This is a genomic window from Luteibacter sp. P4_D7_3 (assembly GCF_056401735.1).
This window is the reverse complement of sequence record NZ_JBFUIT010000006.1, coordinates 19426-41007: the sequence shown is the minus strand read 5'-3', so window position 1 is coordinate 41007 and position 21582 is coordinate 19426. Positions and strand designations below refer to the sequence as shown.

The following is a 21582-nucleotide window of genomic DNA, read 5'->3' as shown; positions in this document are numbered from 1 at the left end:
TTTTCACCGTCGTAAGCAGCCTTCACCTGGAATGCCATGGCGTCCTCCCCAAGCCGGTTCCGTCGCCGATGCGGCGGTGTCCGTATCGCCGTTCTCGGCACCGCCCTGTTCGTCGTCGCCTGCGCGCCAGCGGTGCGCCCGCCTGCCTTTGCGCCTCGGGAGGAGGTGCCGATCGCCGGCTTGCCTACGACCCAGGCCGGTTGGCCGCAGCCGGAGTGGTGGAAGCGTTACGGCGACGCACAGCTCGACCGGATCGTCGATATCGCCATGCGTGGCTCGCCGGACCTGGAGCAGGCCGAGGCACGCTATCGCACGGCGACGCGCGCGGTGGATTCCGCGCGGGCCGATCTGAACCCGCAGGTGCGCGGCTTGCTCAGTGGGACCCACGGATACAGCGATGTCGCCGTCAAAGGCGACGTGCCGGGTGCAGCCGGCAGCGCCCAGAGCTTCCAGCTTAACCCTGGCAAGAGCTGGAGCAACAGCGGGGCAGCCGGCGCGCTGGCCACCTGGGATCTCGACATCTGGGGCAAGCAGAAGGACGCCGTATCCGCTGCCGTCGGCCAGGCCCGTGCCGCTGAAGCAGAGCGCGCGTCGGCGGCGACGTCGCTGCAGTACAACGTGGTCAACACCTATTACGACTGGCAGGCGCAGCAGGCGCGGCTCCAGGTCGCCCGGCACGCGGCGGACAGCTCGGCGCAATACCGCGAGCTGGTCGAGCTACGTGTGCACGCCGGCCTCGACGATCCCACCTCGCTCGACCAGGCCGATGGCCAGCTCGCCCAGCAGCGACGCGCTGTGGCCCAGCTCGAAGGCGCGGCGAGCCTCGACCTCGTGCAGTTGGCCGCGCTTGCCGGCGTCTCGCCCAAGGATCTCGGCACGCTCACGCCGTCTCCCCTGCCGACGCCCGACACCACGCTGCCCGCCGGCGCGCGGTTGGGCTTGCTGGCGCGGCGTCCCGATATCACCGCCGCCCGTTGGCAGATCGAGGCCTCCTCGAAGAACATCGACCAGACCCGTAAGGCTTACTACCCCGACGTGAGTCTCACGGGACTGGCGGCCTTCCTGCGGACGTATCCGGATCTTGGGTCGGGCACGCGTACCGACCTGAAGCTCGCAAACATCGGTCCGTCCATCCAGCTACCGATCTTCAGCGGTGGACGCCTTCGCGCCCAGTTCGAGAGCGCCCAGGCGCAGCTCGACACCGCCGTGGCGCAATACGACGGTGCCGTCGTGCAGGCGGCCGGACAGATTGCCCAGAGCGTCACGACCCTGCAGATGCTCGACGACCAGCGCGTGCAGGTAGACCGGCAGTACGACGCCAGCGCGGCCCAGCGGACCAAAGCGGCCGACCGTCGCTCGAAAGGTCTGATCGACGATCGCACCTGGCTCAACGCCGACATGCAGCTCGACCAGCAGCGCGACGCGCGCCTGCAGCTCACCAGCCAGATGCTTTCGGCAAACCTTTCCCTCATCCACGCGCTCGGCGGCGGGTACTACGCTGACGACGCTCCCGCTCTTCCGGCTGGCAACACCGGCAAGGACTCCCCGCGATGACCCCAGAAAACGACGAGCCGCGCGACGACGGCGAAACCGGCACCGCGCCGCTGCCTTTCAAGTATCGCTACAAGTACCTGCACAAGTACGGTGACGAGTCGCCGCGCGGCGAGCGTGACGAGGAGAAGCACGACGAGAAGGAGGGCGACGACGACGGGGAAGACAAGGACGGCAAGGACAAGGAGAAAGACGGCAAGGACAAGGATGGTAAAGACAAGGACGGCAAGGACGACGACAAAAAAGAAGACCCGAAGGCCAAGCGCAAGAAAGTCATCGTCCTCTCCATCATTGCCGCGGTCTTCATCCTCGCCGCCCTGGGCTGGTTGCTGTTTTATATCTTCGTCCTCTCCAAACGCGAGACCACCGATGACGCCTACGTGCAAGGCGACATGGTGACGATCTCATCGCGTGTGCCCGGTACCGTCATCGAGGTGGACGCCGAGGAAACCGAGCGTGTCCATGCAGGCCAGGTGCTGATCAAGCTCGACCCCGTGGATGCCAACGTTGCCCTGATGAACGCGGAGGGCCAGCTCGCGCAGGCCGTACGCGAGGCCCAGGCAAAGATGCAGCAGGCCAACCAGGCCGACGCCGCGATCCCGCAGCGGCGTGCCCAGTACGAGCAGGCGCGCGACGAATACAACCGTCGCCATCCGCTGCTTGAGCGTCGTGCTGTATCCGCCGAGGAAGTCGATAGCGGCAAGCGCCAGATGGAACAGGCGAAGGCCGCACTGGACGCCTCCGAGCGCGAAGCGGCAGCGGCGCATGCGCAGGTCGACGGCACGACCGTCGATACCTATCCGGCGGTGATCCAGGCGCGTTCCCAGTTCCGTAACGCGTGGGTCAACAACGGCCGCAACGCCATCGTTTCGCCGATCGAAGGTTATGCCGCGCGCCGCCAGGTGCAGGTGGGCCAGCGCATCCAGGCAGGCCAGGATCTGCTCACCGTCGTGCCGTTGTCGGACCTGTGGGTGGACGCGAACTTCAAGGAGACGCAGCTCGAGCACATCCGCATCGGTCAGCCGGTAAAGATCACCACGGACATGTATTCCGACGTGGAATATCACGGCAAGGTGATCGGCCTTAACGCCGGCACGGGCAGTGCGTTCTCGTTGCTCCCGGCCGAGAACGCCACCGGTAACTGGATCAAGGTGGTTCAGCGCCTACCGGTACGCATTGCGATCGATGCCGAGGACCTGCGCAAGCATCCGCTGCGCATCGGCCTGTCCACCGACGTCAACGTCGATACGCACGACCGCGATGGTCGCGTGTTGTCCGATACCGCTCGCGGCAAGCCGTTGGCAAGCACGAACGTCTATGAGCAGGAGATGGGCGAAGCTGACCAGCACGCCGAGGAGATCATCCGCGCCAACACCGTGGATGCGACCCCGAAGCCGGTCCCGGCCAAGCGCGGCGGTTGATCGATGGCAGGGCAGAACGGCAACGGCGCATCGAGACCACCGCTGACCGGTGGTGCGCTCGTGTTGCTCACCGCGGGCGTGGCACTGGCCACCTTCATGGAGGTGCTCGATATCTCCATCGTCAATGTGTCGGTGCGAACCATCGCCGGCAATGTCGGCGTGAGCAGCAACGAAGGCACCATGGCCATCAGTGCCTACTCGATGGCAAGCGCGGTCATGCAGCCCCTGACCGGTTGGGTCGCGCGTCGCTTCGGTGAAGTGCGTACGTTCATGATCTCGGTCACACTGTTCGTCGTGTTCTCGGCGCTTTGCGGGTTCTCGACGAGCATGCCGATGCTGATCGTCTTTCGCTTGTTGCAGGGCGCTGTCTCGGGCCCCATGGTGCCGCTGTCGCAGACCCTGTTGCTCAACAATTATCCCGTGGCGAGACGACCCATCGCGTTGGCGCTATGGGCCATGACCGTCGTTGTCGCGCCGGTGTTCGGACCCATCCTCGGCGGTTGGATCACCGATAACTATCATTGGTCGTGGATTTTCTTCATCAACATCCCGGTCGGCATCTTCGCTGTTGTCGTCACTTATGCGCTGCTGCGTGATCGCGAGTCGAAAGTGGTCAAGATGCCGATCGACGCGATCGGTCTGTTCCTTCTGGCCGTGGGTGTGGGCTGCCTGCAGTTCATGCTCGATAACGGCAACGACGACGACTGGTTCACTTCGAAAACCATCGTCGTGTTGGCCATCGTATCGCTGGTCTGCATCACCTTTCTCATCGCCTGGGAGCTCATGCACAAGCACCCCGTGGTGGAACTGAGACTACTGGGAAGACGAAACTTCTTCGTCGGTGTGCTCTGTCTTTCGCTGGGCATGTTCGCCTTCTTCGGCGGTACCGTAGTCATGCCGATGTGGGTGCAGGAGGTCCTTGGTTACACGGCGACCTGGGCCGGCTTCGTCGTCGCGCCCATCGGCATCCTTGCGATCGTGCTGTCGCCCATCGTCGGCGTGTTCCAGAGCAAGTTCGATCTGCGTCTGCTGAACACCATCGGCTTTGCGGTGTTCGCGGGTGCATCGTTCTACATGTCCGCGCTGAGTACGAATGCCGCCTACAGCGACATGGCCCTGCCGCGTCTTTGCATGGGTGCGGGCATCGCCCTGTTCTTCGTGCCGGTGAACCAGATCATCCTTTCRGGCATGCCGGACGACGAAGTGGCCAGTGCGTCGGGCCTGTCGAATTTCTTCCGGACGCTGGCGGGCAGCATCGCTACGGCAGTGAGCACCACGATGTACTCGCATCGAACGACTTACCACCACGCCKTGCTAGCGGAAAATGTCAGCGCCGGAAGCCGAACGACGACCGAATACCTGGACCGGTTCCAGGCGCTGGGTGTGCAGGGGCCGACAGCGAACGCCGCGCTCAACCGTATCGTCGACCTGCAGGCGGCGACGCTGGCGGTGAACGATGTCTTCTTCGGGTTCGCGCTGATTTTTCTGGTCGCGATGGTGGCGATCTGGTTTGCGAAGCCGCCGTTTGCATCGGGTGGTACGCCGGGGCATTGAGGGGCATTGAGGGGCGTGCCTGGCGCTGAGGGGTCGGGTTATCGCCGCTGAAGCGGCTCCCACAACGAGCTAAGCGCCTCCTGTGGGAGCCGATTCATCGGCGATGCTCTAACCGACCGCCGAAAAATCCAGCGTCTCCGTAAGATCACCCGCCGCCGGTCCACCCGCCGCAACCATCGCATCCTCACGCATCTTCAACCCCGGCAGCTTCTCCAGCTTGAACCGACGTGTCAAAAAGCGCGCAATCGAACCCGTGTCGTAAATCGTATGTTCGACATGCCCACGTTTGGCATACGGCGAAACCACCAACGCGGGAATTCGCGTGCCCGGGCCCCAACGATCGCCCTTCGGCGGAGCGACGTGGTCCCACCAGCCACCGTTCTCGTCGAATGTGACGATGACGAGCATGTCCTTCCACTGTGGACTCGACCGCAGCGCATGCACGACGCCCGCGACATGGCGGTCGCCAGCTTCGACGTCCGAATACCCGGCATGCATGTTGAGATCGCCCTGCGGCTTATAGAACGTCACGGGTGGCAGCTTGCCGGCGGCGACGTCGGCAAGGAACAGATTGGTCTTCGCCGTCTCACCCAGACCACCGTCGCGCAGGTGCCGTTTGCGCGCTTCGGTACCCGGCGCGAGCGTGACGAAATAATTGAGCGGTTGGTGGTGCGGCTGGAAATTCGGCGTCTGCGGGAACTGCTTGTCGGCGCTATCGCCCTCGCCCTTGCCGTCCAGCGCGGCCTGGAAGCCACCGCCATACCAGGCCCAGTCCACGCCCTTCTCCGAGAGCACGTCACCGATGTGCTTGTGCTTCTGCGGAACCAGCGTGTTCGCACTCGTGGCGTCGGCGAGCAACGGATTCTTCGAATCGACGTTGAAGCCCGGCGAGAATGGCGGGCCGATGGTGTTGACCGCGAAGAAGTCAGGCGTGAGCTGGCTGTGGTGAGCGAATTTCGGCTTGCCCTGCATGGCGCTGGCCGGGGAGTCTTCCGCCATCTTCAGGCGATAGTCGAGTGGATCACCGCTCTCGGTCACCGCGATACCGAACTGCGAGGGACTCTTGTCTGCATCCGGATAGAACGGCGGCTGCGCGGCGACGAGATACTGGTGGTTGAGGAACGAGCCGCCGAAGGCACCCATGAAGAAGTTGTCGCACAGGGTGTATTGCTCGGCGAGGCGCCACAGGCGCAGATGCACCGGCGAGGACGCGTAGTGACCCATCGTCATCGCGCCGTTGTCGCCCCAGGCGACGAATCCGTCGTTCTTGCCGCCGTTGATCTGCAGCTGGTTGTTGTAGAAGGCGTGCACGAGATCGCGGGTGACCACGCCGTGCGGCAGCGGCGTGCCGTCTCCCGTGTGCAGGGCCCACGGCGCGTTCGGAAGGCCGGTGATGTCTTGCTCGCCGACCTTGTAAGGCTTGTGGTCGACCACCTGCTGGTGCGGTACAAGGCCGCCCCATATCGGCGGCAGCGTCGTCAGCGGCTTTCCATCGCGGTCGCGCTGCAGGTAACGCTCCGGAGGCACGGCAGCCAGCGGCTGCTGAAGTCCCGGGAACTCGGCAAACAGGTTATTGAAGCTACGATTTTCCGCGTAAATCACGACAACGTGCTGTACGTGCTTTTCCAGCAGCGCGTCGAGTTCCTTGCCGCCCGGCGCAGGCGCAAGTCCTTTCGATTCGCCAGCGGCGACCTCGGCCACCCCACCCAGCGCAAGCACCGCGCCGGTCGTGGCAATACCGCCCAGCAGGCGGCGTCGGCCGGCATCCGGCGTGTCGTTCTCGGTTTTCTTCGTCATGGATGGATTCGCGATGGCAGGGGTGGGCGCGAGCTCCTGAGGGGGGGAGAGCTCGATTACGGCTGTTCCGGCAGGGTAATCGATGTGTGTTTCAGGCAAAACCTTTCCCTGGGCAGCCGCGGGGCGATGCGATCAGCCCGTCGAGGGCTCCGGGTTCGCCGCAAGCCACGCACGGATCTCCGATGCGGGGCCCTGCTGGTCAGCATCGTTCCCGAAGCGAGTGAGGAAGTCCTTGGCCGAGCGATAGCGATTAGGGCTGTTCGTGTCCTTGTCCACGCAAGCGCGAATGACGTAACCGTCGGCGTTGGCGGGATTGTGTTGGATCAATTGGTCGGCGATCGCGCCGGCCTTCGCGTAGTTCCTGCCTTCGTGCGAATAGAAATCGCCGAGCGTCGCCAGGACCCAGTCATCGGCGCCATGTTCCGTCGCATACACCAGAAGAGGCTCCGCCAACGCCGGCTCGTGGAGGCGACGCAGCGCGACGCCTGCACTTCCGGTGACCTCAACGGAGCGCGGATGTTCGTGTGTGGCGCGGATGAGTTCCGCCTTCGCCCATTCTCGGTAGTAGCCTTTGCTACCCAGGTTGCCGACGACGTAGAGTGCGTCATCCTGCGAGTTATCGAATCTCAGCGCCTCCACCGCCAGCACGAAGGCTTCTTCGCGCTGCCCGGCGCGGTTGGCGTCTGCGGCAAGCTGGCTGAAGTCGTGGCCCGTGGCTACGTCACTAGCCAGCGAAAGATATCCGTCGTCAGCCGGTGGGGTGAGGTTCCCGTCCGTCGCGGCCTGAATACGCGCATGGCTTGCCGCGACCCAGAGCAGAGGCGTGTGCTCGGCAGCGGCGGCTGCCTCCTTGGCTTGTTGGTCGACCCAGGCCGCGCTGCCACCCCACTTCCTGCCGGTGAAACTGGCCTGGTCGAGGCGTAGGACGAAATTGTTCGGTTGCACGACATACCCGCGTTCGATAGCCGCCGTCGCATAGCGACGATCGCCGACCAGTACGCCCATGCGAAGCATGTCGGCATAGATCGTCGGAACGGCCGGCGACATGGCTGCCGCACGATCCAGGTCGCGACGTGCGAACGCCGCCAGCTGTCGTGCTGCGCGCCATTGTTCCTCGCGGGTTTTCGATGCGAGATCGGCGCCGCGCGCCTCAAAGGCCGCCCGCTGGTACTGCATGCCGCTGGCTGCCACGGCGAAGACGCTATCTGGCCGCTGGTGCATCCAGGCATCGATGGCTGCGCGCATTTCCGGGTCGGCGTCATCAAAGCCCGCACGGTTTACTGCCTGATCGAAGATGGCCGGATACCGGGTGTCGTGCATCTGCATTTGCAGGTAGCCGGCCAGGATGCGGTCGACTTCGGCGCCTTTGCCGGCGGCGATAAGCGAACGGAATCCCGCGATATCCGTCATTTCGGTAAGGCGGTATCGGCAATACGCGGCCACGCCGTCCGCATGCCAATGCGAGCCGGGCGGGTCGGGCATGTGCAGACAGCGCTCGATCGGGTCGGCGATCTTCGAGGCCGATTGCACCTGCGTCATAAACGCCTCGAAAGCCGACGAGGCCGTGGCCTGGCCCTGACCACTCGCGCGCGTCGCCGCCGGTGGCTGCCAGACCTTTGAAGCGGCAAGCGCTGCGACGGCCAGTAATAGCCCGCCCAACAGAAGAGCGCGTCGATTTCCCCGCTTGATCATATCCATCCCTTTGTCGCCTTTAAAATTCGCGTAGCCACTTCGCCGAGACGCGAGCGACATCGTCCGCTCCAGGGTGCTCGGCCGTTGCGCGTTTCAGCGCGGCCTTTGACCACTCGGCGTAACCGTTATGCCTGCCAACGGCACCGATGACCTCGAGGGCTTCCTCCTGTCCGCTATCGAACCGCAGGGCCTCGACGGCGAGAATCATGGCGGCGTCGCCGTCGCCTCCTAACCGACCCCAACTGGCAAGGTGGCCAAGGTCGCTTGCGGGGGCAACTTCGGGCAGATCGAATAGCGGTTTGCCGTCGTTCGGCGCACCACCGGCGTCTTCCTTGTCGATCGCGATGGACAGGCGACCGGTGACCACCCACATGAGTGGAAAGTGGTCGGCCAGCGCCGCGGCCTCCGCTCGCTGCTGTATCTGCGACTCGCGGCTGCCGCCCTGCTCCCCGCTCGCTATGCTGGCCTGGAGCAGCCGAAGGGAAAGGTTGCCGGGTTGCATCGCGAGTCCGCGCTGCGAGGCAGCTTGCGCGTAGGTCGTGTCCCCGGTCATGGCGCCGACGAGAAACATGTCTGCGTAGATCGAAGGTATGGCCGGCGTCATGGTGGCAGCACGGTCGAAGTCCGCGCGCGCTTTATCCACCGGTGGCGGGGTCGCCGTGCCGCCTCCGCGTTCCGCCTCCGCCCGGTACTGCATGCCGCTTGCGGCAAACGCGAAGGCGCTGTCCGGTCGCTGTCGCTTCCAGGCATCGATGGCCGCCCGGGTCTTTTGGCTGGCATCGTGGAAGCCTGCCGCGTACATCGCATGGTCGAGGCGCCCCGCAGCGGCCGGGTCATCCATCTGCGCGCGAAGGTAGCCAGCGAACTCGCGGTCCACGGTCGCGGCCTTGCCCTGCGCCATCAGTGCCTGGAACCGTGCCGGGGTCATCGTAGGTACGGCGTGGTAACGGCAGTAGGCAGCCACACCTGCGGCGTTCCAGTGGGTTCCCGGTGGATCCGGCATCTTCAGGCAGCGCTCCAGCGGATCGGCAATCGCCGAGGCCGTCGCGACGTGCTGCATGAAAGCTGCCAGAGGTGACGCGTCCTTGGGCAACCAGGGCGCCGCATGCGCCGCCCCGAAAGCCAGTGCGACCATTACGAACGCGCGTCGATATCCCTGCGATGCCATATCCATCCCCTGTCATGGTGTGCGTTGCCGCCTGATGATAGCCGTAGCCGGCGGGCAGGGGATGCGACACAATCCGCCGAAACCGAAGGGGCAGGGATGGACGCCATGACTCGATCGAAAGGAGGTCGCCACACGTTGCGTTGCATGCCTGAGCTGGTGCTTCTGCCCGGCATGGATGGCACCGGGACGCTCTTCGGGCCCTTCCTCGCAGCACTGGGCGACGTCACCCCGGCGCGCGTCATCCCATACCCGGCGAGCGGCACGACCAGCTACACGGAACTCACGGCCTGGGTTCGTGACCGTTTGCCTCATCGTGATTTCGTCTTGCTTGGCGAGTCGTTTGCCGGACCCGTAGCCGCAAGTCTGGCCGCGGAGCGGCCGGAGGGTCTTCGAGGACTCATCCTCTGTTCGACGTTTCTGCGTAACCCACGCCCGGTGGCACGTTATCTGTCGCCACTGATCGGCCTGCTCGGCGTCTCACGGGGATTCGCGCGGCTAGCCTCCCTCGCGCTTCTTGGACGGCGGCCCGGTGCCGATATCCGTAAGCAATTCATCGAAGCGGTCGGTGACATGAACGCACCAACCCTGCGCGGGCGTTTACGGTCTGTTCTCTCGGCGGACGGGGGCACGACGCTTTCCGGCATCGACGTGCCGGTGCTCTGTCTGCGCGCCACTCGCGACGTGCTCGTCCCGRCCTCCTCGGCCGAGTGGATGCGGCACGTCCTGCCTAGGGCGCGAATCGTTGATGTGGAAGGGCCGCACGGACTGCTGCAGGCCTCGCCTCAGGCCTGCGCCCGGCACGTGAGCGAGTTCATCGACGGCCTACCGGCGGCCACCTGACCTGGAAACCCCTGGTGCAAGCGATGTGCAAATGCACCACATTGGTGCATTTGCACATCGCCCTCGCCGCCGTTCTATGATGCGAAAGCTTGGTCCTGGCCGGTCCGTCGATGGCGGCTGCGCTGGCATAGCGATTGCTAAATGGACTCCGCCCACCTACCCGAGGTTTTTATGTCCGCCGCTTCGAAAGTGCTGAACCTGATCCAGGACGAGGAAATCGAGTTCGTTGATTTTCGCTTTGCCGACATCCTCGGCAAGCACCATCACACGACGTTTCCCGCTCACGCCATCGACGAGAGCACCTTCGAAGACGGCAAGATGTTCGACGGTTCGTCGATCGCCGGCTGGAAGGGCATCAATGAATCCGACATGGTGCTCATGCCGGATCCGGAAACCGCTCACCTCGATCCGTTCAGCGCGCACAAGCAGCTGATCCTGCATTGCGACGTGCTCGAGCCGAGCACCATGCAGGCGTACGGCCGCGATCCGCGCTCGATCGCCAAGCGCGCCGAGGCCTACCTGAAGTCGACCGGCATCGCCGACACCGCCTTCTTCGGTCCCGAGCCCGAGTTCTTCATCTTCGATTCGGTCCGCTGGCAGAACGACATGGGCCGCGTGTTCTACGAAATCGGCTCCGAAGAAGCCGCCTGGTCGTCGCGCTACAAGTACGACGGCACCAACACCGGCCATCGTCCGGGCGTGAAGGGCGGTTACTTCCCGGTTGCGCCTGTGGACAGCCTGGGCGACCTGCGCGCCGATATGTGCAAGGTGCTCGAGTCGCTCGGCCAGGTGGTCGAAGTGCACCACCACGAAGTCGCCAACGCGGGCCAGTGCGAAATCGGTACGCGCTTCAACACCCTGGTGAAGAAGGCCGACGAACTGATGACGATGAAGTACGTCATCAAGAACGTCGCCCACCAGGCCGGCAAGACCGTGACCTTCATGCCGAAGCCGATCGTCGGCGATAACGGCTCGGGTATGCACGTGCACCAGTCGTTGTCGAAGAATGGCGAGAACCTGTTTGCCGGCGATCTCTACGGCGGCCTGTCGCAGACGGCGCTGTGGTACATCGGCGGCATCTTCAAGCACGCCCGTGCCATCAACGCCTTCGCCAACTCCACGACGAACAGCTACAAGCGCCTGGTTCCGGGCTTCGAAGCGCCGGTGATGCTCGCCTACTCGGCGCGCAACCGCTCGGCCTCCTGCCGTATTCCGTACGTGTCGAGCCCGAAGGGTCGTCGTATCGAAATCCGCTTCCCGGATCCGATGCAGTCGGGCTACCTGACGTTCACCGTGCTGATGATGGCCGGCCTCGACGGCATCCTGAACAAGATCGACCCGGGTGCACCGGCCGACAAGGATCTCTACGACCTGCCGCCGGAAGAGGAGAAGAACATCCCGCAGGTCTGCGCCAGCCTCGATGAGGCGCTCGTCGCCCTCGACAAGGATCGCGAGTTCCTGAAGGCGGGCGGCGTGTTTACCGACGACTTCATCGACGGCTACATCGCGCTGAAGATGCAGGAAGTGACCCGCTATCGCGCCAGCACCCACCCGCTCGAGTTCCAGATGTACTACGCGATCTGATCGCGATCCAACTCGGGGTGAGGGAAGAGGGGCGCTTCGGCGCCCCTTTTTTTGCGCTCGGCTCGCAGCATTTAGCGAATTCGCAAGGGCACGGTATAGTCCTTCATGACATGTCAGCGGCTGCTGCCGGCTGATCCCTGGGAGGGGCACCCGCATGAAGAAGATCGTCCTCAGCGCCCTGGCGCTGATCGAGCCCGTGTTTGCGTCGGCTGCCGATGCTCCGGGCAATAACTACGACTGGCGCACTAATTGGCCGACACACTACGTATTCGCCGATGGCACGGACCTTGGCCTGTCCGTGAAGTACCAGTACGACGTCGATCACTTCTCGCACGATGACGGTCTGTATGAGAACGCGCAGACGAATAGGCGCAAGGAATTCGGCTTCTTCATTCGCAAGAAAGGGGTATACGACGCCACTGTCGTATTCGACTTTCAGGCGAAGACCTGGCTCGACACATTCTTCCGCTTGCAGACCAAGGCGCTCTTCAACGACGACTACGGCGCGGTCCGCGTCGGCTTCATGAAGACGCCGGTCGGCTTCGAAGGCAATACCAGCACGGGCACCACATCGTTCCTGGAACCGTCGCTGCCGATGCAGGCGGTCTACGCGAATCGTCGCATCGGTATCGACTGGGCGCTGACCCGGAAGGCCTACCTCGTGCAGCTGGGCTACTACAACGGCGGCAACCTTCAAGGTGACCTCGACGGCCGGATGGTCGCCGGACGCGCGGCGTGGACCCCGTTGAACGATCCGGGCAACGTGCTCCATCTCGGCAGTTCGGTGTCGCGCGAAACGCCCTATGGCACGACCGACGGCCGCGACCGTTACACGCCACCTAACGTGCGCCTTCGCGCCTTGCCGGAAGCCGGACTGACTACCCAGCGCCTGATCGACTCCGGCGTTCTGAGCGTGGCGGATCATGTCGACCGGCGTGGTCTCGAAGGGCTTTGGATCCACGGACCCTGGTCGGTGCAGAGCGAGTATCTGGACGCCAAAGTGAAGCTCGAGAACAAGCCGGCCTATGAGGCGCACGGCTGGTACGCCTTCGGAAGCTGGGTAGCCACCGGCGAATCGAGGACCTATAGCGGCGGCAACGTCTCCGACGTTTTGCCGAAGGGCCCCTGGGGCGCCCTGGAGTTCCTGATCCGTTACAGCACGCTCAATCTCGACGACGGCCCCACGCTGGGCGGCAGGGAGCACGACTGGACGTTCGGCGCGAACTGGTACCTCACGAAGTACCTCAAGCTTCAAGGCAACTACGTTCGTGCGATCAGCGACCATCGCGATCTTCGTGTCGATCCCCATATCGTCGAGGTTCGCGCTCAGATCATGTTCTGACCGGCGTCAGCTCGTTCGAAGGCGACGCACGAGTTCATCGCGGACGACGCCTTCGTCCAGAGGTGTTTCGACGCCACGGGCATGCCGCGACGGCGGCATCGGCACGAACTCGCAGCCGGACAGGCGTTGCCGCGGTAGCTCTCCTTCGAGGAGGAAGCGACCGACGGCTCGCTCGATGCAGGGCGTGGCCGAGCTGCCGAATACCCCGTGCCCAGTCATGCCACGTGCAAGCACCAGGTGAGCATTCGGCGAAGCGTTGAAGGCACGAATCGCCCCCGTCAGCGGCGTCGCCGGGTCGAACTCCGCTTGAACCATGAGCATGGGCGGCGCCTTGGCGAGGCCCGCCAATGAAGGGCGCGACCGCGGGGCCGTGGGCCAGTACAGGCACGTCAGACCGACGGTGACAGGAACGCCGTTGGAAGCCGAATACTTGGCCCCGATGTTGTTGGCCATCCCACGCAACGACGTCAGGTTCTTCTGCCATGGCGTATCGCCACAAACGACCGCGTGATAGACCGAGAAGTCGACCAGGCGCTCGGCCTCGGAATCGAAAGCCAGGCCCTGCTCGGCCGTCGCAGCAAATCTGATCGCGGCACGACGGATATCGTTATCCACGGCGCTATCGCGGCTGAAACGGTGGCCTTYCATGCGCGCGAGAAGATGAGCCTGGGTGCCTTTCCCGTCAGCCAGAATCCAGTCGGCCATCGTCAATGCGGCAACCAGCTCCTCGGGGGTGTCGATCGTCGACGCCCAGGCTTCGTGTGCCCGATGAGGCATGTTGCGAAAACGCGCCATGACCTCGTCGGCATCGCTGCCGACGCCATAAAGTGCCGGCGCGGCAAGGGCAGGGCGCAATGCGGTTCGCGCAAACGACGACTGGCGCTCGTAAGGATCGTCCGCCAGCTGGTCTTCGAAGGTGCCGGCATGATTCATCGCCGAGTCGAGAACGATGCGGCCCGCATGGTCGGGGTACGCGGAGGCGTAGAACGCGCCGACCCACGTGCCGTACGAGATCCCGACAAAGTTCAGTACGTTCTCGTGCAGGGCAAGTCGAGCCTGTTCCATATCCCGAACGTGCTGAAGGGTTCCCACATGCGGATGGAGTGGGTCCGCAGCGCAACCTGCGGCATAGGCTTTTGCATCCTTCGCGAAGCCGTCCCAGTTCCAGTCGGCGAGGTCGACCGTGGGGTCGTGTCCATCGCTCGCCTCGGGATGACGACAGGTGAAGCGCGTACCACCGCGTAACCCGCGGGGAATGACGGCGATCAGGTCGTAACGGTCGGTCAGGCGTCGCTTGTCGCCATCGAGTGGGTGGTCGAGGGAGCGGGTCGACCACAAGTAGCCAAAGCCCGGCAGGAAATCCAGGGGATTGCCACCGGGTCCGCCGAAGTTGAAGAAGATCGAGCCTTCGCGGCGCGCGGGATCGCCGGCCCTGAATCGTACGAGGCCCACGGTGAGTGACCCGAGCGCGGGGGTGTCCGCATCGAGCCACGCCGGCATGGTCCCGCACTCGAGGCGCGCGCCAAGCGCGGCGATCCACCCCGCTTCGAGAAGCTCCGGCGTGCACGCCCGCCAGGTGATCTTTGTCGTAGTGGCCGTTGCGCGGAGGTCGATGGGAAAGATGAAGCAAACCGCGGCAAAAGAAGCACACAGAAGTGCACTTGCATGCGACCGACGTGCGAGCGCTGGGTTCACGGCTGGGTCCCTCCCACGGGGATCAAGGTGGAACGCATGCCCGAAAGTTCCACGCGAAGTGCAGCGGCGCGTCCCGGATGTGTGAATCCGCGTTCGGGACCACCATGTGCTGCCGGAGTTGCTGCGCAACGGTATTTGCGTCCCGCCGGCAGGATGCCGGTGAGCAGGTAGCGACCGACGGTATCCTCAATGCACGCGGAATCCGTGAAGCCAAAGACGCCATGCTCGTCGATACCTTCAGCCACGAGGAGGTGAGTCGTGGCACTGCGCTCGAACGCGGCGTTGGCACTCTCGAGCGGTGTCGTCGGGTCCAATGAGGCGTGGACCATGAGGATGTCGCCGGCAGCACTCATGCGGCTCAGCGGAGGACGCATGGCCTGCGATCCTCCCCAGTACACGCAGTGGTATTGCAGCCCCAGCCCGTTCACGGTGGGAAGGCCCCGGGCGAGCGTCGCAATCCTGGCTTGATGATGAGCGGTATCACCGTTGTAAGGCATGTCATTGCACATGACAGCCGAGAACACGGAGTCGACCGCGTCGAGCGCAAACGGTTCGGGCTGATGTGTCCCCGGAAAGAGCCGCCATGGCTGGTCTATGACCGCGTTGCGTATCGCCGTGTCGACGGCGTCCTCATGATGGAATCGATAGGCCTGCGCACGCGCGATGAGCGTTTCAATGCTGATGTCAGGCTCGACGCGCAGCCAGTCCGACACGGTCAGCGCCCCAAGGAGGTCCTCGGGTGTTTTCCAGAATCCGCCCCAGGCCTGTCGGACGCGAAAGGTAAGGCCCTCGACCTGGGCGACAACCGTCGCGACATCCGCTCCGAGTCGATAGCGATCAGTGTCATTTGCAGCGGGTTCGCCGACAAGGCGATCGAATCTTGCCTGCGATGCCTCCTTGCTGCGGGTGACGTTGGTATCCCAATCGGCCGTCCAGTCCATGCTGGAATCGAGCACCATGCGTCCCACCCGTTCGGGGAAGGTGGCCGCATACCAGCTGCCGAGCCACGCGCCGTAGGAAAAACCCAGGTAGTGCAGTCGCGGTTCACCCAATGACTGGCGCGCGACCTCCATGTCATACGCCGTCTGCTCGGTATTGATGAACCGATGGAGCGGATTGGCGCGACACGCGGCAGCGGTCGCACGCATGTAGCTTTCCATCCGCTGGACATTCGCCGGCGAAGAATCGGCGACGATGTCGTTGTAGTCGGTCGACTGGGCGTCGGATGTACACGTAAAGCGAGTGCCGCCTTCGAGCCCGCGTGGAACGACGCCGATCAGGTCGAATTGCGCGGAGAGATGTTTCTTCGTCCCGTGCACGGGGTGTTCGGCATACGCGTCGTCCCAGTACTGTGCCAATGATGGCAGGTAGTGCATCGGGGTTTCGCCCGGCCCGCCCGGGTTGAAGAAGATGGCACCCTGCCGATGCGCCGGATCGCTCGCGGCGACGCGGATGAGGGCGACATCTATATTTCCGGCCTGGGGATGATGATGATCCAGCGGAACGGACATCGTGCCGCAGCGCAAGCGCTCACCCAGCCGAAAGGCGCTTGCTCGTACGAGCGTCGGCGAGCATGGAGCCCACGTGATCGTCGTGGCTTGCAACGCGGGGAGCTGCCAGTTCGGTGTTTCCTGTGCGGAACTCGTGCCGTGACATAGCAACATGCCCCACATGGCCAGGGTGACTTGCTTCTTCATAAGGGCAGCGCCTTGTAAGGGCCGCCTACGTTAGGAGGCGGCGCACTCCGTCGGCATCAGCGCACGCACCGGATCAGTGTCAGAATTCGTCGTGATCCGCTGGCACGAGCGGCCCCTCCATGGGCGTGGGTTCGGTCGCAGTCTGGGATGGCCCGCCCGGCATGGCATCGACGGGATTATCGAACACCTCGTTGCACGCGAACGCGCGCGATCGTGTGGCCGGCAGCTCACCGGTGAGCAGGTAGCGTGACGCCGTTCGCTCGATGCATGGGGACGTCGTGAAGTTGAACACGCCGTGCAGGCTCGAGTTACGCACGAGTAGCATCCGGGCATTGGCGAAGGCGTGGAGCACGTGACTGGCGCCTGCCAGCGGCGTGGACGTGTCTTTCTCGGACTGGATCAGAAGGAATGGCGATGCGCTTCCCAGTACGGTGAGATTTGGCTGGCGAGCACCAGGGCCGCCCCAGCGCGAGCATGTGAGCTCCTCCATCGTGGCGTCACCCGTGAAGTTGAAATACCGCGCGGCATAACGCCGCGCGGATTCGCGTATCTCGGCTTCACTCCGCGGCCACGAAACGTCGTTGCAGCCCATGAGGATGCGCACGACGCCGCCGTCCGGTTCCGTGTCCGTCGAGGGATCCGTGGCAGACGCGGAATACAGCGTGCGAGCCAGCTGGCCGGCTTCCCAGCGCAGGCGTCTGTCCAGCGCCTGGTCGTTGCTGAAGATGGTGCGGCCAATGAAGCGCGTCATGGCCTCCAGGGTCGGCGGATCGCCGCTGGCCATCCACTCCACCAGCTTCAGGGCGGCAGCGAGGCGTACCGGCGTATCGAGGCGTCCCGCCCAGGCCTCACGGGCACGCGCTGGAAAGTCGTCGATGGCTGAGGCGACCGTGTCGCGGCTTGTGCCCAGTCCGAAACGGGTGGGGTCACGCAGCACCGGCGCGACGACGTCCTCGCTGAAGGCGCGCTGCTGCGCCGCCAGGGCCATAAGCGCCGCGGCGCGGTACCCGTGCATGAGATCCATGGTCGAATCCAGGAGCAAGCGGCCGGTGTGCGTCGGATACATGGATGCATACCAGGCACCCACCATGCCGCCGTAGGAAATGCCATAGAAATGGAGACGTTCGTCGCCAAGGACGCGGCGAACCATGTCCATGTCGTGCGCGTGCTGTTCGGTGTTGATGTGGCGGGCGCCCGCTGGTGTCGAGCACGCGTCCACCGTCGCCTGGGCGCTCTCGACCACGAGTCGCCAGTTGGCATCGCCCAGATGGGTCGGCAGGAACGCATACGCCGGCGGGGCCGGCGCGTCCACGGCGCAACGGAAGCTGCCACTTCCGACGAGGCCGCGCGGAATGACGGCGATGAGATCGTAGCGGTCCGCGAGCCGCCGCTTGTCGCCTTCGTCCGGGTCGTCGGTACGCATACTCGACCAGCCTTCGCCTATCGATCGGAGCAACTTCCCCGGATGAATGCCCGGACCACCCGGATTGAAGAAAATGGCGCCTTCTCGTCCTGCCGGATCGCCCGCGCGTACCCGGATGACACCGACATCGATCTGTCGTCCGTCGGGGGTGACATGGTCAAGTGGCGCCTTCAGGTTGCCGCACTGCAGACGCGTGCCAAGTACGACGGATGTCCTGCCCACCCAGCTGTCCGGGCAAGCGCCCCACGCTATGTGCGGGGTCGGGATCGAGGTGGCGCCGCAAACGGCGGGCAGGCTGGCTAGCACGACCGCCGCGACAACGGGACGATGAGGAGAATGCATGCTTGGTGGTTCTCTCGTATCGAGGGGACCACGAAGCTACGCGCGGGGGAGCGCTGCCCGTATCGGTCATCGGCGCGGTGATTTGCACCATTCGCCGAGGCGCACGTAGGGTTGTCCCGGCTCGCTGGCCGCGACCGATCGTTACTGGATGTGCCAGCCGTGCGTCACGACAAGCGACTGGCCTGTGAGCGCATTCGATTCGAAGCCCGCGAGGAAAAGTGCGGTGTCGGCGATGTCCGTGAGCGTGGTGAACTCGCCGTCCACCGTGTCACGCAGCATGACGTTACGCACGACGTCGTCTTCGCTGATGCCAAGCTCGCGCGCCTGCTCGGGAATCTGCTTCTCGACCAACGGCGTGCGCACGAAACCCGGGCAGATCACGTTGGAGCGGATGTTGTCCTTTGCGCCTTCCTTTGCGATCACCCGCGCAAGACCCAGCAGTCCATGTTTCGCCGCCACGTAAGGCGCCTTGAACTTCGACGCCACATGCGAATGCGCCGAGCCCATCAGGATGATCGAGCCACCGCGCCCGGACGCGATCATCTGACGCATGGCGGCGCGGGACGTGAGGAAGGCGCCATCCATGTGGATGGCGAGCATGCGCTTCCAGTCCGCGAACGGAAAATCCACCAGCGGCGAGATGATCTGCACACCGGCGTTGCTGACCAGAATGTCGACGGGGCCCAGTTCGCGCCCGATGCGCGCGAAGCCTTCGTCCACCTGCGTCTCGTCCGTCACATCCATGGCAAGTGTGACGGCACCGTGCCCCATCGCCGCGGCGGCTTCGCTCGCCCTGTCGACCGCGATATCGGCGACGACCACCCGCGCGCCGGCGCGCGCATAGGCTTCGGCAATCGCGCGGCCAATGCCGCTCGCCGCGCCGGTGACGAGAGCGACTTTGCCCGTCAGGTCGTGCATGTTTCAGGGCCTCCCAAGGACGAAGGTCGCTGCGTCACCCTGCGCGGACGATCCGGCGATCCACACCTGGAAGTCGCCCGGTTCGGCTTCGAACGTCTTGCCGTCACGGTGCGTGAATGCGAGATCCTCGCGGGTCAGTTCGAACGACACTTCCTCGGAAGTGCCCGGTGCGAGGAGGATCTTGCGAAACGCCTTCAGTTCGCGAACCGGCCGCACACGACTTGCGACGCGGTCGTGAATGTACAACTGCACGACTTCCTCGCCCGTGATGTCCCCGGTGTTGGTTACCGTCGCGCTTACCACGATGGCGTCGTTCCAGCCGACCTGTGCCTTCACTTCGGGCGCCGTGTAGGCGAACGTGGTGTAGCTGAGGCCATGGCCAAAGGGATACAACGCGTCGAAGGGTATCTCGCGATAGCGCGATTTGAACGCGGGCGGCTGCTCGGCGAGTTCCGGGCGGCCGGTGCGCAGATGGTTGTAGTAATAGGGCTGCTGGCCAGCGTCCTGCGGGAAACTGACCGGCAAGCGTCCGGCCGGGTTGTAGTCGCCGAAGACGACGTCGGCAATGGCGGGGCCGGTCTGGCTGCCGAGGAACCAGGTGACGAGGATGGCGTTGGCGTCGCGCACCGCCCCGGTGAGAGCGAGCGCACGTCCGTTCTTCAAGAGCACCACGACCGGCGTACCTGTGGCGGCGACCGCTTCGGCCAGGGCCTGCTGGGCTGGCGGTACGATGATCTGCGTGCGCGACTGGGCCTCTCCGGAATAAACCTGGGGCTCACCGATGGCGAGCAGCACGACGTCGGCTCGCTGGGCAGCCGCCACGGCGGCCTCGATACCACCCGCGATCGCGTCCTCGATGCCGCTGCCGGCGATGACCTCGAGCTCGGTGTTCATGTCCAGCGCATCGCGCAGACCAGCCTCGATGTTCACGTGACGCGTCTTGTCGCCGAAAAGGGTCCAGCAACCTTCGAGATTGTCGACGTCCGCGCCAAACGGCCCGATCAAGGCAATCTTCTGGCCGCGCTTGCGCAGCGGCAGGACGCCGTCGTTCTTCAGCATGACGATGGAACGCCGCGAGCCGTCGCGTGCCAGCGCCGCGTGCTCTGCATTCTTCGAGGTGTCGGCTTCCACGGCGGGGTCGAGGGAGCGGTAGGGATTGTCCAGCAGGCCAATCGCGTTCTTTACGCGGAGGACGCGGCGCACGCCTTCGTCCAGCACGTCCATGGGTACGTCGCCCTTCGCGACGAGGTCGGGCAGGTGAGCGGCGTAGAAACCGCTCTGCATACTCATGTCCACGCCGGCGAGGAAGGCAAGGCGCGAGGCATCTCGTTCGTCTTCCGCGAAGCCGTGGGCGATGAGTTCCATGTCGGCGGTGTAATCAGAGACGACGAAACCCTCGAAGCCCCATTCGCCGCGCAGGATATCGGTCATCAGTTCGCGATTGGCGGAGGCTGGCACGCCGTTGATATCGTTGAACGCGCTCATGAACGTCAGCGCGCCAGCTTCGAGAGCCGCCTTGAAGGGTGGGAGGTGAACGTCACGCAGCGTCTGCGGCGCGATCTCCACCGAGTTGTATTCCATGCCGCCGGCCACGGCGCCATAGGCGGCGAAGTGCTTCGGGGTGGCGAGCAGCGAGTCGTCGGCCGTGAGGTCGGTGCCCTGGAAGCCGCGCACGCGCGCCGCGGCGAACGCCGAACCCAACACTACGTCTTCACCGGCGCCCTCGGCCACGCGCCCCCAACGCTGGTCGCGCGCGATGTCGACTGCCGGCGCGTAGGTCCAGTGAATGCCTGCGGCGGTGGCTTCGACCGCTGTCGCGCGTGCGGTGCGCTCGGCGAGGTCCGGCTCGAAAGTGGACGCTTCGCCCAGCGGGATAGGGAAAACGGTGCGCATGCCGTGGATCACGTCGGCGCCGAGCAACAAGGGAATGCCCAGCCGGCTCTCTTCCACGGCTACTCGCTGCGCTTCGCGACCCTCCGTCGCGCCGACGCCGTTGAACAACGCGCCCACGCGCCCGGCGCGCACCTGCTCGAGTACCTCGGCGGCACCACGGGCGTTGGCCTCGGGATTGATATCGGGTGCGAACGGGCGCACGGCATCGGCAAACACGCCCAACTGGCCGACCTTCTCTTCGACGGTCATGCGGGCGATCAGGTCTTCGATGCGGGGGTCACGGATCATGGTGGTCTTGCCCTGGGAACGGTCGGCGCGCGTTCCGGCGCCGTAAGCGGGCAAGGATACCGGCATCGGCACCCCGAGTGGGCACGTAAATAGCGTTACATGTAAACGATTACATCGTTGGGGCACAAAGCATTCGTCGTGGCCGAATTGACCGTCTTCGGCCGCCTCGCGTTTCGGCGAATCCCTTGGGTCGCCTCACGGCAGCGGCTGCCCGGCAGACCGGCATCGTCTAGTTAACGTAAGTCGTCGTAGATGCGGAAAACGATTGAGTGGAAAGCGCTGATCACAAAGCATTTCCGGCAAAAGATAACGACGCGATCCACGAACGCTTTATTGGCGGGTCACAATCGATCGACGGGGGTCAATGGGGCGAGGTG

General features: G+C 64.4%; 14 protein-coding genes. 6 read left to right on the top strand and 8 right to left on the bottom strand.

Annotated elements, in window-relative coordinates; all coding sequences use genetic code 11:
- Positions 1-36 precede the first annotated feature (36 nt).
- Genes AC1DSN_RS01615 through AC1DSN_RS01605 form a run of 3 tightly spaced genes read left to right on the top strand, consistent with a single transcriptional unit; the run spans position 37 to position 4526 of the window.
- Complete coding sequence (locus AC1DSN_RS01615; protein ID WP_477294252.1) at positions 37-1554, top strand: efflux transporter outer membrane subunit; 1518 nt, start codon at positions 37-39, stop codon at positions 1552-1554.
- On the top strand, positions 1551-2972 hold the full coding sequence (locus AC1DSN_RS01610; protein ID WP_477329345.1) for an EmrA/EmrK family multidrug efflux transporter periplasmic adaptor subunit: 1422 nt from the start codon (positions 1551-1553) through the stop codon (positions 2970-2972). The genes AC1DSN_RS01615 and AC1DSN_RS01610 overlap by 4 nt, the downstream gene beginning before the upstream one ends.
- A gap of 3 nt (positions 2973-2975) precedes the next feature.
- Positions 2976-4526: a DHA2 family efflux MFS transporter permease subunit gene (locus tag AC1DSN_RS01605; protein ID WP_477329343.1), complete on the top strand. Its 1551-nt coding sequence runs from the start codon at positions 2976-2978 to the stop codon at positions 4524-4526.
- A gap of 108 nt (positions 4527-4634) precedes the next feature.
- On the opposite strand, the gene acpA is transcribed toward AC1DSN_RS01605, so the two are convergent.
- The 3 genes from acpA to AC1DSN_RS01590 all read right to left on the bottom strand — a co-directional run bounded on the left by acpA (position 4635) and on the right by AC1DSN_RS01590 (position 9150).
- Positions 4635-6323 carry an acid phosphatase gene (gene acpA / locus AC1DSN_RS01600; protein WP_477295381.1) on the bottom strand — a complete coding sequence of 563 codons (1689 nt, stop codon included), beginning with the start codon at positions 6321-6323 and terminating at the stop codon, positions 4635-4637.
- A 132-nt stretch (positions 6324-6455) separates the two neighbouring features.
- Positions 6456-8021 carry a DUF4034 domain-containing protein gene (locus AC1DSN_RS01595; protein WP_477295383.1) on the bottom strand — a complete coding sequence of 522 codons (1566 nt, stop codon included), beginning with the start codon at positions 8019-8021 and terminating at the stop codon, positions 6456-6458.
- 13 nt (positions 8022-8034) lie between these two features.
- Positions 8035-9150 carry a hypothetical protein gene (locus AC1DSN_RS01590; RefSeq protein WP_477295385.1) on the bottom strand — a complete coding sequence of 372 codons (1116 nt, stop codon included), beginning with the start codon at positions 9148-9150 and terminating at the stop codon, positions 8035-8037.
- 138 nt (positions 9151-9288) lie between these two features.
- On the opposite strand from AC1DSN_RS01590, the gene AC1DSN_RS01585 reads away from it, so the two are divergent.
- The 3 genes from AC1DSN_RS01585 to AC1DSN_RS01575 all read left to right on the top strand — a co-directional run bounded on the left by AC1DSN_RS01585 (position 9289) and on the right by AC1DSN_RS01575 (position 12949).
- Positions 9289-10023, top strand: a complete 735-nt coding sequence (locus AC1DSN_RS01585) for an alpha/beta fold hydrolase (RefSeq protein ID WP_477329341.1) — start codon at positions 9289-9291, stop codon at positions 10021-10023.
- Between the two features lie 171 nt (positions 10024-10194).
- A complete protein-coding gene (gene glnA, locus AC1DSN_RS01580; RefSeq protein ID WP_046965754.1) occupies positions 10195-11607 on the top strand; it encodes a type I glutamate--ammonia ligase in 1413 nt (470 codons plus the stop codon).
- 154 nt (positions 11608-11761) lie between these two features.
- Positions 11762-12949, top strand: coding sequence for an OprO/OprP family phosphate-selective porin (locus AC1DSN_RS01575; protein ID WP_477295390.1), 1188 nt, complete (start codon positions 11762-11764; stop codon positions 12947-12949).
- A 6-nt stretch (positions 12950-12955) separates the two neighbouring features.
- On the opposite strand, the gene AC1DSN_RS01570 is transcribed toward AC1DSN_RS01575, so the two are convergent.
- The 5 genes from AC1DSN_RS01570 to AC1DSN_RS01550 all read right to left on the bottom strand — a co-directional run bounded on the left by AC1DSN_RS01570 (position 12956) and on the right by AC1DSN_RS01550 (position 21202).
- Entirely contained in the window at positions 12956-14644 is a 1689-nt protein-coding gene (locus tag AC1DSN_RS01570) for an alpha/beta hydrolase (RefSeq protein WP_477329339.1), read from the bottom strand.
- Positions 14641-16341: an alpha/beta fold hydrolase gene (locus AC1DSN_RS01565; RefSeq protein ID WP_477295394.1), complete on the bottom strand. Its 1701-nt coding sequence runs from the start codon at positions 16339-16341 to the stop codon at positions 14641-14643. Before AC1DSN_RS01565 ends, AC1DSN_RS01570 begins: the two co-directional genes overlap by 4 nt.
- 79 nt (positions 16342-16420) lie before the next feature.
- Positions 16421-18106: an alpha/beta fold hydrolase gene (locus AC1DSN_RS01560; protein WP_477293246.1), complete on the bottom strand. Its 1686-nt coding sequence runs from the start codon at positions 18104-18106 to the stop codon at positions 16421-16423.
- 141 nt (positions 18107-18247) lie between these two features.
- Positions 18248-19024 (bottom strand): 3-hydroxybutyrate dehydrogenase, encoded by a 777-nt coding sequence (locus tag AC1DSN_RS01555; RefSeq protein WP_213948999.1) that lies wholly within the window; start codon positions 19022-19024, stop codon positions 18248-18250.
- A 3-nt stretch (positions 19025-19027) separates the two neighbouring features.
- Positions 19028-21202 (bottom strand): glycoside hydrolase family 3 N-terminal domain-containing protein, encoded by a 2175-nt coding sequence (locus AC1DSN_RS01550; protein WP_477293308.1) that lies wholly within the window; start codon positions 21200-21202, stop codon positions 19028-19030.
- Between the last annotated feature and the right edge of the window lie 380 nt (positions 21203-21582).